This window comes from Citrobacter sp. Cpa228, assembly GCF_030333085.1.
Lineage (GTDB): Bacteria > Pseudomonadota > Gammaproteobacteria > Enterobacterales > Enterobacteriaceae > Citrobacter > Citrobacter pasteurii.
This window is the reverse complement of record NZ_JAOWGQ010000035.1, coordinates 36,486-50,653: the sequence shown is the minus strand read 5'-3', so window position 1 is coordinate 50,653 and position 14,168 is coordinate 36,486. Positions and strand designations below refer to the sequence as shown.

The 14,168-nt window shown below is 54.5% G+C and carries 12 protein-coding genes and 4 tRNA genes; 11 read left to right on the top strand and 5 right to left on the bottom strand.

The features are described 5' to 3' along the window. Positions 1-29 precede the first annotated feature (29 nt). The 4 genes from OGX91_RS04175 (at position 30) to OGX91_RS04160 (ending at position 462) form a co-directional block, all read left to right on the top strand. Positions 30-106, top strand: a tRNA-Arg gene (locus tag OGX91_RS04175). 56 nt (positions 107-162) lie between these two features. After that, a tRNA-His gene (locus OGX91_RS04170) sits at positions 163-238 on the top strand. A gap of 20 nt (positions 239-258) precedes the next feature. Next, positions 259-344: transfer RNA gene (locus OGX91_RS04165), tRNA-Leu, on the top strand. A gap of 41 nt (positions 345-385) precedes the next feature. Beyond that, a tRNA-Pro gene (locus OGX91_RS04160) sits at positions 386-462 on the top strand. A 445-nt stretch (positions 463-907) separates the two neighbouring features. Here OGX91_RS04160 and hemY read toward each other — a convergent pair. Genes hemY through hemC form a run of 4 tightly spaced genes read right to left on the bottom strand, consistent with a single transcriptional unit; the run spans position 908 to position 4,991 of the window. Further along, positions 908-2,107, bottom strand: coding sequence for a protoheme IX biogenesis protein HemY (hemY, locus tag OGX91_RS04155; RefSeq protein WP_005133325.1), 1,200 nt, complete (start codon positions 2,105-2,107; stop codon positions 908-910). 2 nt (positions 2,108-2,109) lie between these two features. Further along, positions 2,110-3,291, bottom strand: a complete 1,182-nt coding sequence (gene hemX / locus OGX91_RS04150; RefSeq protein ID WP_005133324.1) for a uroporphyrinogen-III C-methyltransferase — start codon at positions 3,289-3,291, stop codon at positions 2,110-2,112. A 21-nt stretch (positions 3,292-3,312) separates the two neighbouring features. Next, positions 3,313-4,053 carry a uroporphyrinogen-III synthase gene (gene hemD / locus OGX91_RS04145; RefSeq protein ID WP_286625528.1) on the bottom strand — a complete coding sequence of 247 codons (741 nt, stop codon included), beginning with the start codon at positions 4,051-4,053 and terminating at the stop codon, positions 3,313-3,315. Then, a complete protein-coding gene (hemC, locus tag OGX91_RS04140; RefSeq protein ID WP_005133320.1) occupies positions 4,050-4,991 on the bottom strand; it encodes a hydroxymethylbilane synthase in 942 nt (313 codons plus the stop codon). The genes hemD and hemC overlap by 4 nt, the downstream gene beginning before the upstream one ends. Before the next feature lie 390 nt (positions 4,992-5,381). Here hemC and cyaA point away from each other — a divergent pair, with 390 nt between their 5' ends. Continuing rightward, the gene (gene cyaA, locus OGX91_RS04135) at positions 5,382-7,928 is read left to right on the top strand and encodes a class I adenylate cyclase (RefSeq protein ID WP_149691806.1); all 2,547 of its coding nucleotides are present in this window, start codon (positions 5,382-5,384) and stop codon (positions 7,926-7,928) included. Between the two features lie 40 nt (positions 7,929-7,968). Here the strand turns inward: cyaA and cyaY are convergent, their stop codons facing one another. Further along, on the bottom strand, positions 7,969-8,289 hold the full coding sequence (gene cyaY, locus OGX91_RS04130) for an iron donor protein CyaY (RefSeq protein ID WP_003828967.1): 321 nt from the start codon (positions 8,287-8,289) through the stop codon (positions 7,969-7,971). Positions 8,290-8,426: 137 nt separating this feature from the next. Between cyaY and lptM the strand changes: the two genes are divergently transcribed. The 6 genes from lptM to uvrD all read left to right on the top strand — a co-directional run bounded on the left by lptM (position 8,427) and on the right by uvrD (position 14,061). After that, positions 8,427-8,630 carry an LPS translocon maturation chaperone LptM gene (lptM, locus tag OGX91_RS04125; protein ID WP_005133315.1) on the top strand — a complete coding sequence of 68 codons (204 nt, stop codon included), beginning with the start codon at positions 8,427-8,429 and terminating at the stop codon, positions 8,628-8,630. A gap of 36 nt (positions 8,631-8,666) precedes the next feature. Next, a complete protein-coding gene (gene dapF / locus OGX91_RS04120; protein WP_040230073.1) occupies positions 8,667-9,491 on the top strand; it encodes a diaminopimelate epimerase in 825 nt (274 codons plus the stop codon). Then, the gene (locus OGX91_RS04115) at positions 9,488-10,195 is read left to right on the top strand and encodes a DUF484 domain-containing protein (RefSeq protein ID WP_286625526.1); all 708 of its coding nucleotides are present in this window, start codon (positions 9,488-9,490) and stop codon (positions 10,193-10,195) included. Before dapF ends, OGX91_RS04115 begins: the two co-directional genes overlap by 4 nt. Further along, the gene (gene xerC / locus OGX91_RS04110) at positions 10,192-11,094 is read left to right on the top strand and encodes a tyrosine recombinase XerC (RefSeq protein ID WP_199947997.1); all 903 of its coding nucleotides are present in this window, start codon (positions 10,192-10,194) and stop codon (positions 11,092-11,094) included. The genes OGX91_RS04115 and xerC overlap by 4 nt, the downstream gene beginning before the upstream one ends. Next, positions 11,094-11,810 carry a 5-amino-6-(5-phospho-D-ribitylamino)uracil phosphatase YigB gene (gene yigB / locus OGX91_RS04105; RefSeq protein WP_149691809.1) on the top strand — a complete coding sequence of 239 codons (717 nt, stop codon included), beginning with the start codon at positions 11,094-11,096 and terminating at the stop codon, positions 11,808-11,810. The genes xerC and yigB overlap by 1 nt, the downstream gene beginning before the upstream one ends. An 88-nt stretch (positions 11,811-11,898) precedes the next feature. After that, positions 11,899-14,061 carry a DNA helicase II gene (gene uvrD, locus OGX91_RS04100; protein ID WP_003017922.1) on the top strand — a complete coding sequence of 721 codons (2,163 nt, stop codon included), beginning with the start codon at positions 11,899-11,901 and terminating at the stop codon, positions 14,059-14,061. The last annotated feature ends 107 nt before the right edge of the window (positions 14,062-14,168 follow it).

The window sequence follows — 14,168 nt, the reverse complement described above, 5'->3', positions numbered from 1 at the left end:
CGTAATATCCAGCCCCGCAACGGCGCTAAGCGCCCGTAGCTCAGCTGGATAGAGCGCTGCCCTCCGGAGGCAGAGGTCTCAGGTTCGAATCCTGTCGGGCGCACCATTTAGTAAGGTGCCGGAGCTGCGGTGGTTTTAATACCGCGTAAAAGATTTGCAGTGGTGGCTATAGCTCAGTTGGTAGAGCCCTGGATTGTGATTCCAGTTGTCGTGGGTTCGAATCCCATTAGCCACCCCATTAATTTAAAGTTGTGAAATGCGAAGGTGGCGGAATTGGTAGACGCGCTAGCTTCAGGTGTTAGTGTCCTTAGGATGTGGGGGTTCGAGTCCCCCCCCTCGCACCACGACTTAAAGAATTGAACTAAAAATTCAAAAAGCAGTAAAACGGCGAGTAGCGCAGCTTGGTAGCGCAACTGGTTTGGGACCAGTGGGTCGGAGGTTCGAATCCTCTCTCGCCGACCAATTTTGAACCCCGCTTCGGCGGGGTTTTTTGTTTTCTGTTCTTCACTTTTGTCCCTCTTCTCCCCCAAATGTCATGAAGTCCTAAAAAGCCGCAATCCCTGGTTTTTACAGTGCAATCACCGCATACGCTGTGTAATAATATGCGTGTAGATGCTCATTCCATCTCTTATGTTCGCCATCAGGCCTCATAAACTCAGGAATGATGCAGAGCCGTTTACGGTGCTTATCGTCCACTGACAGATGTCGCTTTAGCTTCATCAAACACCATGGACATAACGTTGAGTGAAGCACCCATTTATGTTGTCATACAGACCTGTTTAACGCCTGCTCCTTACCGAGCGGGCGTTTTTTTATGCATATACACGCCATCCTTCAAGCTGCTTCATGAATGATTTGCACATAGGGAGTGGGCCCGGTAAGCAAAACGCCACCGGGCAAGAGGGAGTTACTGCGGAGGGTTGTTGTTCTGCAAGGTCAACATCAGGCCATCACGCCGCATTGTTGCCGCCTCTTCTGGCTGATGCAGCCTGTCCAGTGCGTCGGCAAGCCAGGCGTAGTCGTATGCATCCGGGCGTTGTTTAAGCGCGGCACGGAAGGCGAGCGTAGCTTCCTGCCATTCACCGTGCTTCATCAATGACTGACCAAGCGTACTCCACAGCAGTGGGCGGTCGCCCACCACTTTAATTTGCTGGCGCAGTACTTTTTCTATCTGTTCCGGGTTGTTGGTTTTCAGACGTGGGATCGGCAGCACCAGGCGGTCGTCATACTGACGTTTCAGACCATCGATGATGATTTGCTGTGCCGTATCGTGATCGTCACACTCAATCAGATGTTCTGCCATCGCCACCTGCAGGGCAACCTGATGACGAGTCTTACGGCTCTGGTTTTTCCACCATGCGCGTAACCCCTCGCTGCCCTGATCGGCGCGAACCTGATCCATCAGACCCACCCATGCCTGCTGTTCCAGCATCACACGGTGTTCTTCATCACCAACATGCGCTTTCGCCATTGATGGAATGATATCCAGCAAAGAACTCCACGCACCGGTGCGAATATAAGCCTGTTCAGCCAGGCGCAAGACTTCCGGATGACGTGGCGTCACTTCCAGCAGTTTGTCTACGCTGTGGCGTGCGGCATGGTTTTCATTACGCGCCAGTTGCAGGCGAACACGGGCGATTTCGACCGGGATCGTATCATTTCCGGCGAGTTCGGCTGCGCGTTCAAGGTGTTGATTAGCTCGGGCTTCATCACCACGCTGCTGAGCCGCTTCTGCCGCCAACAGGTAATTCACCACCGGCTGTTCTGCGTGATCGGCATTTTTTGACATCAGCTTTTCAACCTGCTGATAGTCGCCTTCTGCCAGTTTAAGCAGCGCCTGCTCGGTCTGCTTACGCGCACGACGGCGTTTACGCCCCACGAACCAGCCGCGGGTATGCGCACCAGTACGGAATATACGGCGCAGCAGCCACTCAATCGCAAAAAGAATGACCATCGCGACGATCAGAATGATCACCAGACCCGTCACGCTGGTTTCGATGTTGTAGTTATCCGTCTGGATCAGAACATAGCCCTGATGACCAGCAATCATCGGACCAACGACGATCCCGGCAATCAACAGCACAAAGAGCAATAATACTTTTAGCATCATTATTCTCCCTGCGGCGCGGTTGCCGGTACGTCTGCCTGAGGTACTGGTGCAGGTGCGGCTTCAGCCGGAGATGTGGACGGCTGGGCCAGCAAATTACGCACACGAGTCTGCATTAGCTTCTCAAGAATAACCTGGCTCTGCAGCGTTTCCGGTACGTCCATGCTGATGCTTTGCTGGCTCAGTTGATCGACCTCTTCAAGGAACGCTTTTGTCGCCGCATCGTCAGTATCGTAATAGGCGCGAACCCACGTGGAGACATTTTCCAGCGCCTGGCGGTATGTTTCTTCCTGATGGCGAGGTACGGCTTGCGCCGCCACTAGCAGGCGTGAACGGATGTTCTCACGTAAGTAAACATCCTGGTTTGGTGCCAGTAGCGGGACGGCGGTTTCATCACGACGGCGAATGGTGATAAAACTGTCCATAAAGTTCTGCCAGCTTTTTTGCAGATTGACGCGCCATTCGCTAATGGAGCTGGAAAGCTCGCTGCTGTCAGAATCCATCGGTGAATCATCGGTATCGTTATCAGCCAGACGCAGGTTATCAATTTGGTTAGCGAGCTGGTTTACCTTGAGGATAATGCCGTCATAGTCGACCTGAGTTACCGCAGAGAGGCTGGCGATATCGTCGGTAATCGCGCGACGAGCGGCAATTAAACTGGGGTCATTCATGTCAGCCAGGCTGGCATCGGCGCTTTTCAGCAACGCTGCGGCGGTGGTCACGTCCTGATCGCTCCATAATTTACGCCCCGCCAGTTTCACCAGAAAATCGGCCTGCGCCAGCAGCCAGGTTTTGGCATCGCTTCCGGAGATAGTGGCGATTTTTTGCTGAACCTCATCAAGCTGTTTGGCCAGCGCAGTCTGCTGGCGATTGGCTTCATCCAGCTGTGTTGCCTGCTGCTTAATAATACCTTCCAGCTCAGCTTTTTGGCTTTCCTGCGCTTTTTGCAGTGCCGTCAGTTGGTTCGCCAGCGCATCGCTGGTTGCCGTTTGTGTTGTTGCCTGTTGTTTTCCCCAGCCGTACAGCCCAACGCCTGCTGCCAGTGCAATAGCAATCGCCACAGCGCTCAGAATCAGCGCCGTGCTGTTTTTACTCTTTTTTTCAGTATTAACTGGCTGTGACGTGGTTTCCACGGCCTCCCTGGTCTCTTCAACCACGGCGGAGGATTTTTCTTGTTCCGTCATTATGGCATCCCATTATGAGAGTTATTGTAATGCGCGTAGTAGCGCATCGTTGTCGGCGTTATCAGCGACCTTAATATCTTGCCAGCCCAGTTCCCGGGCGAGGTGCGCCAGACGCTCACTGACGACCAGCAGCCGACAGCGTAGTAACCAGTGCTCACGATACCACTGTGGAATAAGCGTCCAGAGCTGTTGTAGCATCTCTCCGCTAGTGACGACCACCGTGGTTACGCCACGGGATTGCCAGCGCATCGCTTCTTCTGCACCATCGTAATATTTTGCACTGCGTTGATAACATTCACAAAAATCGACATCGGCTCCGCGTGCCGTCAGGGTTTCACCTATCAGCTCACGGCCACCGTTGCCGCGTAATATAAGCGCGCGTTTTCCCGCAATATTTTGTAATTCAGGTAATTGTAGCAAGACTTCGCTAATTTCCCGATCCAGAGGGTAGTGAATATTGAAGCCGCTGACAGTATGCAGCGCCAGCGCCGTTGTACGGCCAATGGCAAAATATCGCGGAAGGGATGGCCAGCTTTTCTCTTGCTGCTGAAGCTCGGCATCTGCAAAGGTAACGGCGTGCTGCGAGAGGGCGAAGACCAGATCGTTCTCCGCCAGCGCCGACAGTCGGGAAGCAAGTGTTGCCAGTTCCCGACCAGGTGAAAACTCGATGAGCGGAAAACTCCAGGCCACCTGCCCCAGTGTGCGCAGATGGCTCACTAACTCTTCCCCAGCGGGAGATGGGCGGGTGACCAGAATACTCATGCGGGGGCATCTCCGTTATAAACTTCAGCCAGAATGGCGCGAGCACCGTTTTCCAGCAGCTCTTCTGCCAGAGATATGCCCATTTGTTCAGCATCCTGCGCGGCGCCACGACGTTCTCCACATACCATCTGTGAACCGTCAGGCGCGCCAACCAGCGCCCGCAGCCAAATCTCACCGTTGATGAGTTCGGCATAACTGCCGATAGGCACCTGACATCCCCCTTCCAGGCGGGTGTTCATGGCACGTTCTGCTTTTACGCGCAGGGCTGTTTCTTCATGGTTGAGTGGCGCTAACAGTGCCTGAGTGCGCTGATCGTCGAGTCGACATTCGATCCCCACCGCGCCTTGTCCGACCGCAGGCAGAGACACTTCTGGTGCCAGTGCTGCGCGGATTCGCGACTCCAGTCCTAAGCGTTTTAATCCGGCGACGGCCAAAATAATGGCGTCGTAGTCGCCGTTGTCCAGTTTGCTCAGGCGAGTGCCTACGTTGCCGCGCAGTGAGCGGATGATGAGATCCGGGCGCTGTTTTGCCAATTGGCACTGGCGACGTAAGCTGGACGTTCCAACGATGCTACCTGCTGGCAGCTCATCCAGCGTGTTGTACTTATTGGAGACAAAAGCATCACGCGGATCTTCACGCTCGCAAATAGTAACCAGCCCAAGACCCTCAGGAAATTCGACCGGCACATCCTTCATGGAATGCACGGCGATGTCTGCGCGTTTTTCCAGCAGTGCGACTTCCAGCTCTTTAACAAACAACCCTTTCCCCCCGACCTTCGCCAGCGGGGTATCCAGAATCACGTCGCCACGGGTTACCATAGGAACCAGTTCCACGATCAGACCGGGGTGGTTTGCCATTAAGGCGTCTTTGACATAATGTGCCTGCCAGAGCGCAAGGGGGCTTTGGCGTGTGGCAATTCTCAAAACATTGTCTAACATGCTTGTTACCGTCATTATCAATCATTGACCATCCTAACATCCTTATCAAAGGGATGTCAGCGTTACGCTCAAACGTAAGTGAGAGGAAAAGGCGCTGCATCATCACTGGCAGTGATTAATGACGAGAAACCTCCCGACCGTATGAAGGAATTTACACGTAACGAACGGTGCTACACTTGTATGTAGCGCATCTTTCTTTACGGTCAATGAGCAAGGTGTTAAATTGATCACGTTTTAGACCATTTTTTCATCTGTAACTAATAAAAGTGCAGGGGAAAAAGGTAACGGTTATTTTTGACATACGGTTTATCCGGATTGATGAGCGAGGGTGGTGAGCGTTTGCGCCGCCGCTATCGACACCATGATGGATGCAACATCAGGCGATACGTCTTGTACCTCTATATTGAGACTCTGAAACAGAGACTGGATGCCATAAATCAACTGCGTGTGGATCGCGCGCTTGCTGCCATGGGACCTGCTTTCCAGCAGGTATACAGTCTGCTGCCGACATTATTGCACTACCACCATCCGCTGATGCCGGGTTACCTCGATGGTAACGTTCCCAAAGGCATATGCCTTTACACGCCTGATGAAACCCAACGCCACTACCTGAACGAGCTGGAACTGTACCGCGGCATGTCGCCGCAGGACCCGCCGAAGGGCGAACTGCCGATCACTGGCGTTTACTCGATGGGCAGTACCTCTTCGGTAGGGCAAAGCTGTTCGTCTGACCTTGATATCTGGGTCTGCCATCAATCCTGGCTGGATAGCGAAGAGCGGCAGTTGCTGCAACGTAAATGCAGCCTGCTGGAAAGTTGGGCCGCTTCGCTGGGCGTGGAAGTCAGTTTCTTCCTGATTGATGAAAACCGTTTCCGTCACAATGAAAGCGGCAGTCTGGGGGGTGAAGACTGTGGCTCGACGCAGCATATCCTGTTGCTGGATGAATTCTATCGCACCGCTGTGCGCCTCGCGGGTAAACGTATTCTGTGGAATATGGTGCCGGGAGACGAAGAAGAGCACTACGACGATTACGTCATGACGCTCTACGCACAAGGGGTGCTAACGCCAAATGAATGGCTGGATCTCGGCGGGCTCAGTTCGCTCTCTGCCGAAGAGTATTTTGGCGCCAGCCTCTGGCAGCTGTACAAGAGTATCGACTCCCCGTACAAAGCGGTGCTGAAAACGCTGCTGCTGGAAGCGTATTCCTGGGAATACCCCAATCCACGCCTGTTGGCGAAAGACATTAAACAGCGCCTGCACGACGGCGAGATTGTCTCTTTTGGTCTCGACCCATACTGCATGATGCTGGAGCGCGTGACCGAATACCTCACGGCGATCGAAGACCCGACGCGTCTGGATTTAGTGCGTCGATGTTTCTACTTAAAAGTCTGTGAGAAACTGAGCCGTGAACGTGCCTGCGTGGGCTGGCGTCGTGAAGTATTAAGTCAATTAGTGACAGAGTGGGGCTGGGATGATGCCCGCCTGACCATGCTGGATAACCGCGCTAACTGGAAAATTGACCAGGTACGCGAAGCGCACAACGAACTGCTCGATGCGATGATGCAGAGCTATCGTAACCTGATCCGCTTTGCGCGGCGCAATAACCTCAGCGTCAGCGCCAGTCCGCAGGATATCGGTGTGCTGACCCGTAAGCTGTATGCTGCGTTTGAAGCCTTGCCCGGCAAAGTGACGCTGGTGAACCCGCAGATCTCACCGGATCTCTCGGAACCGAATCTGACCTTTATCCATGTACCGCCGGGTCGTGCCAACCGTTCGGGTTGGTATCTCTACAACCGCGCGCCTAACATGGACTCGATCATCAGCCATCAGCCGCTGGAATATAACCGCTATCTCAACAAGCTGGTGGCGTGGGCCTGGTTCAATGGCCTGCTGACCTCGCGTACGCATTTGTTTATTAAGGGCAACGGCATTGTTGATTTGCCGAAGCTGCAGGAAATGGTCGCCGACGTGTCGCACCACTTCCCGCTGCGTCTGCCGGCACCGACGCCAAAAGCGCTGTACAGCCCGTGCGAAATTCGCCATCTGGCGATTATTGTTAACCTCGAATATGACCCGACGGCGGCATTCCGCAATCAGGTGGTGCATTTTGATTTCCGTAAGCTGGATGTCTTCAGCTTTGGCGAAGAGCAAAATTGCCTGGTGGGTAGCGTAGACCTGCTGTATCGCAACTCGTGGAATGAAGTGCGAACCCTGCACTTCAACGGCGAGCAGGCGATGATTGAAGCGTTAAAAACGATTCTGGGCAAAATGCATCAGGATGCCGCGCCGCCGGATAGCGTTGAGGTCTTCTGCTATAGCCAGCATCTGCGCGGTTTAATTCGTACCCGCGTACAGCAACTGGTGTCTGAGTGCATCGAATTACGCCTGTCCAGTACGCGCCAGGAAACCGGACGCTTTAAAGCACTGCGTGTTTCCGGCCAGACGTGGGGGCTGTTCTTCGAACGCCTGAACGTCTCGGTACAGAAGCTGGAAAACGCGATTGAATTCTATGGTGCTATTTCACATAACAAACTGCACGGGCTTTCCGTTCAGGTTGAGACTAACCATGTGAAACTTCCGTCGGTGGTGGACGGGTTTGCCAGCGAAGGGATCATTCAGTTCTTTTTTGAAGAGACGGGTGATGAGCAGGGCTTTAACATCTACATTCTGGATGAGAGTAACCGTGTCGAGGTGTATCACCACTGTGAAGGCAGTAAAGAAGAGCTGGTGCGGGATGTCAGTCGCTTCTATTCATCGTCGCACGATCGCTTCACTTACGGCTCCAGCTTCATCAACTTTAACCTGCCGCAGTTCTATCAGATTGTGAAAACCGACGGGCGCGCGCAGGTGATTCCGTTCCGCACCCAGCCGATTAGTCCAGTCCCGCAAACCAGTCAGGATAACGACACACCGCTGTTGCAGCAGTATTTTTCGTGAACATGATGCCGGATAAGCGAAGCGCATCCGGCACTACAACTTAACGGAAGCTAACCTCTTCACCCGCTTGTTGCGTTGCCGCCTGTTCCAGCAGATCCCAGAACGTTTCGCCGCTACGATCGCAGATCCACTCGTCGCCTTTCAGATCAAAGTGGTAGCCGCCCTGTTTGGTCGCCAGCCACACCTGGTGCAGCGGCTCCTGACGGTTAATAATAATTTTGCTGCCGTTTTCGAAGCTGATGGTCAGCACGCCGCCGTTGATTTCACAATCGATATCGCTGTCGCCATCCCAGTCGTCCAGGCGCTCTTCAATGGTCATCCACAGGGTGTCGGCAAGGCGATGAAATTCACTGTCGTTCATTTTTTTATCCTGTTTTTCGTGATGGTCGCAGTATAACGCGGAATAAATCACGTTGCAGTTTTTAGCCAAACTCTTGCTTTTACGCCTTCTCCTGCGATGATAGAAAACAGAAAGCATGAACTTACAGGCAATCCATAATGAAAAACGTGTTTCAGGCACTCGCTGTACTTTTTACACTGTTCAGCCTGACGGGCTGTGGTCTGAAGGGACCTCTCTATTTCCCGCCAGCAGACAAAAACGCGCCGCCTCCGACGAAGAGCATTCAGTCACCAGCACAATCTACGACGCCGGATAAAAACGATCGTGGAATCAGTGATGGACCTTCTCAGGTGAATTACTGACGGTAAGTTTCTGTACCCGCGTGAACGGAGTGAATGATGCAATTCTCTAAAATGCATGGCCTTGGCAACGATTTTATGGTCGTCGACGCGGTAACGCAGAATGTCTTTTTCTCACCCGAGCTGATCCGTCGCTTGTCTGACAGGCATCTGGGTGTTGGGTTCGATCAACTGCTGGTCGTCGAGCCGCCGTACGATCCGGAGCTGGATTTCCATTACCGCATTTTTAATGCTGATGGCAGTGAAGTGTCACAGTGTGGCAATGGCGCTCGTTGCTTTGCCCGCTTTGTGCGCCTGAAAGGGCTGACCAATAAGCGTGATATTCGTGTCAGTACTGCGAATGGCCGCATGGTATTAAGCGTAACGGATGATGAGCTGGTGCGGGTCAACATGGGGGAACCCAACTTTGAACCCTCGCAGGTTCCTTTCCGTGCCAATAAAGCAGAGAAGACCTATATTATGCGAGTGGCCGAGCAGACAGTATTGTGCGGCGTGGTTTCAATGGGTAATCCGCACTGCGTAATTCAGGTTGATGATGTTGATACAGCCACGGTAGAAACACTGGGGCCGGTTCTGGAAAGCCATGAACGCTTCCCTGAACGCGCTAATATTGGCTTTATGCAGGTGGTGAAGCGCGAGCATATCCGACTGCGCGTCTATGAGCGTGGTGCGGGTGAAACGCAGGCTTGCGGCAGCGGCGCGTGTGCGGCTGTCGCTGTCGGTATTCAGCAGGGCCTGCTGGCAGATGAAGTGAGGGTGGAATTACCGGGCGGCCGACTTGATATCGCCTGGAAAGGTCCGGGTCATCCGTTATATATGACTGGCCCGGCGGCACATGTCTACGACGGATTTATTCACTTATGAAGCAACCAGGGGAAGAACTACAGGAAACGCTCATGGAACTGGACGACCGGGCGGTCGTCGATTATCTGCAACGTAATCCTGAGTTTTTTATCCGTAATGCTCAAGCGGTTGAAGCGATGCGCGTCCCGCACCCGGTGCGGGGCACGATCTCTTTAGTTGAATGGCATATGGCTCGGGCACGCAATCATATCAACGTGCTGGAAGAGAATATGGCGTTGTTGATGGAACAAGCGAATGCCAACGAAAGCCTGTTCTATCGACTGTTAAATCTGCAAGGACGACTGGTGTCCGCGAACAGTCTCGACGACATGCTGATGCGACTTCATCGCTGGGCGCGTGAGTTAGGGCTGGCGGGAGCGACGGTTCGTTTGTTCCCGGATCGCTGGCGACTTGGCGCGCCCTCAAAATTCACCCATCTGGCATTAAGCCGCCAGGCTTTCGAACCGCTGCGCATTCAGCGTCTTGGTCAGTCACAGCACTACCTTGGGCCACTCCACGGCCCGGAACTGTTGATCATGATGCCGGAAGCGAAAGCCATCGGCTCGGTGGCGATGTCGATGCTCGGGCAGGATGGATCCCTTGGCGTGATGTTGTTCAGCAGTCGTGACGTTAATCATTACCAGCAAGGGCAAGGAACACAGTTATTGCAGGAAATCTCGCTGATGTTGCCGGAGCTGTTGGAGCGCTGGATTGAACGCGTATGACCGACTCCCCCCTTTCTCAGGATGTGGCGCGCTTTCTGCGCTATCTGGGCGTTGAGCGCCAGCTTAGCCCGATCACATTGCTTAATTATCAGCGTCAGCTTGATGCCATTATCGCGTTAGCCGGTGAAACCGGTCTGAAAAGCTGGCAGCAGTGTGATGCGCTCATGGTTCGTAGTTTTGCCGTGCGCAGTCGCCGTAAAGGGTTGGGACCGGCGAGCCTGGCTTTGCGCCTGTCTGCGCTGCGCAGTTTCTTCGACTGGATGGTCAGTCAGGGCGAGCTGAACGCTAATCCGGCAAAAAGCGTTTCCGCACCCAAAGCACCGCGTCATCTGCCTAAAAATATCGATGTCGACGACGTTAATCGCCTGCTGGATATCGACCTCAACGATCCCCTCGCCGTGCGCGACCGCGCGATGCTGGAAGTGATGTACGGCGCAGGGCTACGTCTGTCTGAACTGGTTGGGCTGGATATTAAACATCTCGATCTCGACACCGGCGAAGTATGGGTGATGGGCAAGGGCAGTAAAGAGCGTCGCCTGCCGATTGGCCGCAATGCGGTGGCGTGGATTGAGCACTGGCTGGATCTGCGCGGACTGTTTGGCTGCGATGACGATGCGTTATTTCTGTCAAAACTGGGCAAACGCATCTCTGCGCGGAACGTGCAGAAACGCTTTGCTGAATGGGGTATCAGGCAGGGGCTGAACAGCCACGTACATCCCCACAAATTACGCCACTCCTTTGCGACGCATATGCTGGAGTCGAGCGGCGATCTGCGTGGCGTGCAGGAGTTATTGGGTCATGCCAATCTCTCCACGACCCAAATCTATACCCATCTTGATTTTCAACACCTGGCTTCAGTGTACGATGCGGCGCATCCGCGCGCCAAACGGGGGAAATAATGCGTTTTTACCGGCCTTTGGGGCGCATTTCTGCGCTCACCTTTGACCTTGATGACACCCTTTACGATAACCGTCCCGTTATCACACGCACCGAGCAGGAAGCGCTCGCGTTTGTACAGAATTACCATCCGGCGCTGAGTTCGCTGCAAAATAGCGACCTCCAGCGCTTACGTCAGGCCGTTCGCGACGCCGAGCCGGAAATCTACCACGACGTTACCCAATGGCGTCACCGTGCTGTAGAGCGCGCTATGCTGGAGGCGGGGTTGTCAGCGGCAGAAGCCAGAATGGGAGCGAATGCGGCGATGATGAATTTCGCCAAATGGCGTAGCCGTATTGATGTCCCGCAGGCGACGCATGACACGCTGAAGGCGCTGGCCCGCAAATGGCCGCTGGTGGCGATTACCAACGGTAACGCGCAGCCGGAACTGTTTGGCCTGGGCGATTATTTTGAGTTTGTGCTGCGCGCCGGTCCCGACGGACGATCAAAACCGTTCAGCGACATGTACGCGCTGGCGGCGGAAAAACTGAACATGCCCGTTGGCGAGATTCTGCACGTGGGCGATGACCTGACGACAGACGTCGCGGGCGCCATCCGTTGTGGTATGCAGGCCTGCTGGATCAAACCGGAAAATGCCGACCTGATGCACACCGCAGACAGTCGTTTGCTGCCGCATATCGAAATTTCACAGTTGGCATCTCTGACCTCGCTGATATAATCACCAGCAGAACTCTGTATATATACCCAGCTTTTTGGCGGATGGCGCTACGCTTTTCCGCCTTACCTACTTTTACGCGGCGGTGCCAATGGACGTTTCTTACCTGCTCGATAGCCTCAATGACGAACAGCGCCAGGCTGTGGCCGCGCCACGCAGCAACATGTTGGTTCTGGCTGGCGCGGGGAGTGGTAAAACGCGCGTGCTGGTGCACCGTATCGCCTGGTTACTGACGGTAGAGAACAACTCGCCATACTCCATTATGGCAGTAACCTTTACCAACAAAGCGGCGGCGGAAATGCGCCACCGTATTGGTCAGATCATGGGAACCAGCCAGGGCGGTATGTGGGTGGGTACGTTCCACGGTCTGGCGCACCGTCTGTTGCGCGCGCACCATATGGATGCCAACCTGCCGCAGGATTTCCAGATCCTCGACAGCGAAGACCAGTTGCGTCTGCTCAAGCGCCTGATCAAGGCGATGAACCTGGATGAGAAGCAGTGGCCGCCGCGTCAGGCGATGTGGTTTATCAATAGTCAGAAAGACGAAGGGCTGCGCCCGCACCATCTGCAGAGCTATGGCAACCCGGTTGAGCAAACCTGGCAGAAAGTGTATCAGGCTTACCAGGAAGCGTGCGATCGCGCCGGGTTGGTGGATTTCGCCGAGCTGCTGCTGCGCGCCCATGAACTGTGGCTCAACAAACCGCATATTCTGCAGCACTATCGCGAACGCTTTACCAATATCCTGGTGGACGAATTCCAGGATACCAACAACATTCAATACGCCTGGATCCGCTTGCTGGCAGGCGATACCGGCAAAGTGATGATCGTCGGCGATGACGACCAGTCGATCTACGGCTGGCGCGGGGCGCAGGTGGAAAACATCCAGCGCTTCCTCACTGACTTCCCGGGCGCAGAAACCATTCGCCTGGAGCAGAATTACCGCTCGACCAACAATATCCTCAGCGCGGCTAACGCCCTGATTGAGAACAACAACGGGCGTCTGGGTAAAAAGCTGTGGACCGACGGCGTCGACGGTGAACCGATTTCGCTGTACTGCGCGTTCAATGAACTCGATGAAGCGCGCTTTGTCGTTAACCGCATCAAGACCTGGCAGGACAACGGCGGCGCGCTTGAACAATGCGCTATTCTGTACCGCAGCAACGCCCAGTCGCGCGTACTGGAGGAGGCGTTGTTACAAGCCAGCATGCCGTACCGTATTTATGGCGGGATGCGCTTCTTCGAACGCCAGGAAATCAAAGATGCGCTCTCCTACCTGCGCCTGATCGCTAACCGCAATGACGACGCGGCGTTTGAGCGCGTAGTGAATACGCCCACCCGCGGGATTGGCGATCGTACGCTGGATGTGGTGCGCCAGACTTCGCGTGACCGCCAGCTAACGCTGTGGCAGGCCTGTCGTGAACTGTTGCAGGAAAAAGCCCTTGCGGGTCGTGCGGCCAGCGCCTTACAGCGTTTTATGGAACTGATTGATGCCCTGGCGCAGGAGACCGCCGATATGCCGCTGCACGTGCAGACTGACCGGGTGATTAAAGACTCCGGGCTGCGCATGATGTACGAGCAGGAAAAAGGCGAGAAGGGCCAGACGCGTATTGAAAACTTAGACGAACTGGTAACGGCAACGCGCCAGTTCAGCTACAACGAAGAAGACGAAGATTTAATGCCGCTGCAGGCGTTCCTGTCTCACGCCGCGCTGGAGGCGGGCGAAGGGCAGGCGGATACCTGGCAGGACGCGGTACAGCTGATGACCCTGCACTCGGCGAAAGGTCTGGAGTTCCCGCAGGTGTTTATCGTCGGCATGGAAGAAGGCATGTTCCCCAGCCAGATGTCGCTGGACGAAGGCGGACGTCTCGAAGAGGAACGCCGCCTGGCCTACGTCGGCGTAACCCGTGCGATGCAAAAACTGACGCTGACCTACGCCGAAACGCGTCGTCTGTACGGCAAAGAGGTTTACCATCGCCCGTCGCGATTTATTGGTGAACTGCCGGAGGCGTGTGTTGAAGAGGTACGTCTGCGCGCCACGGTCAGTCGTCCGGTGAGCCATCAGCGAATGGGCACGCCAATGGCGGAAAACGATACCGGTTACAAACTTGGCCAGCGCGTGCGCCATGCCAAGTTTGGCGAGGGCACCATTGTCAATCTGGAAGGCAGCGGCGAGCACAGTCGTTTGCAGGTCGCGTTCCAGGGGCAGGGGATCAAATGGCTGGTGGCGGCCTATGCCCGACTGGAAACGGTATAACTTTCAGAAAAATATCATTATTTTGTAACGATCTGCTAGCCTTACTGATGAGCAGGTAATTTATCCTGGCTAGCGTTTCGTTGCGTGTTGACGTCAAAATTTTGCTG

Excerpts from the sequence above, each read along its gene's own strand:
- hemY (WP_005133325.1), bottom strand. The coding sequence starts at position 2,107 with ATGCTAAAAGTATTATTGCTCTTTGTGCTGTTGATTGCCGGGATCGTC.
- hemX (WP_005133324.1), bottom strand. The coding sequence starts at position 3,291 with ATGACGGAACAAGAAAAATCCTCCGCCGTGGTTGAAGAGACCAGGGAG.
- hemD (WP_286625528.1), bottom strand. The coding sequence starts at position 4,053 with ATGAGTATTCTGGTCACCCGCCCATCTCCCGCTGGGGAAGAGTTAGTG.
- hemC (WP_005133320.1), bottom strand. The coding sequence starts at position 4,991 with ATGTTAGACAATGTTTTGAGAATTGCCACACGCCAAAGCCCCCTTGCG.
- cyaY (WP_003828967.1), bottom strand. The coding sequence starts at position 8,289 with ATGAACGACAGTGAATTTCATCGCCTTGCCGACACCCTGTGGATGACC.
- lptM (WP_005133315.1), top strand. The coding sequence starts at position 8,427 with ATGAAAAACGTGTTTCAGGCACTCGCTGTACTTTTTACACTGTTCAGC.
- dapF (WP_040230073.1), top strand. The coding sequence starts at position 8,667 with ATGCAATTCTCTAAAATGCATGGCCTTGGCAACGATTTTATGGTCGTC.
- OGX91_RS04115 (WP_286625526.1), top strand. The coding sequence starts at position 9,488 with ATGAAGCAACCAGGGGAAGAACTACAGGAAACGCTCATGGAACTGGAC.
- xerC (WP_199947997.1), top strand. The coding sequence starts at position 10,192 with ATGACCGACTCCCCCCTTTCTCAGGATGTGGCGCGCTTTCTGCGCTAT.
- yigB (WP_149691809.1), top strand. The coding sequence starts at position 11,094 with ATGCGTTTTTACCGGCCTTTGGGGCGCATTTCTGCGCTCACCTTTGAC.
- uvrD (WP_003017922.1), top strand. The coding sequence starts at position 11,899 with ATGGACGTTTCTTACCTGCTCGATAGCCTCAATGACGAACAGCGCCAG.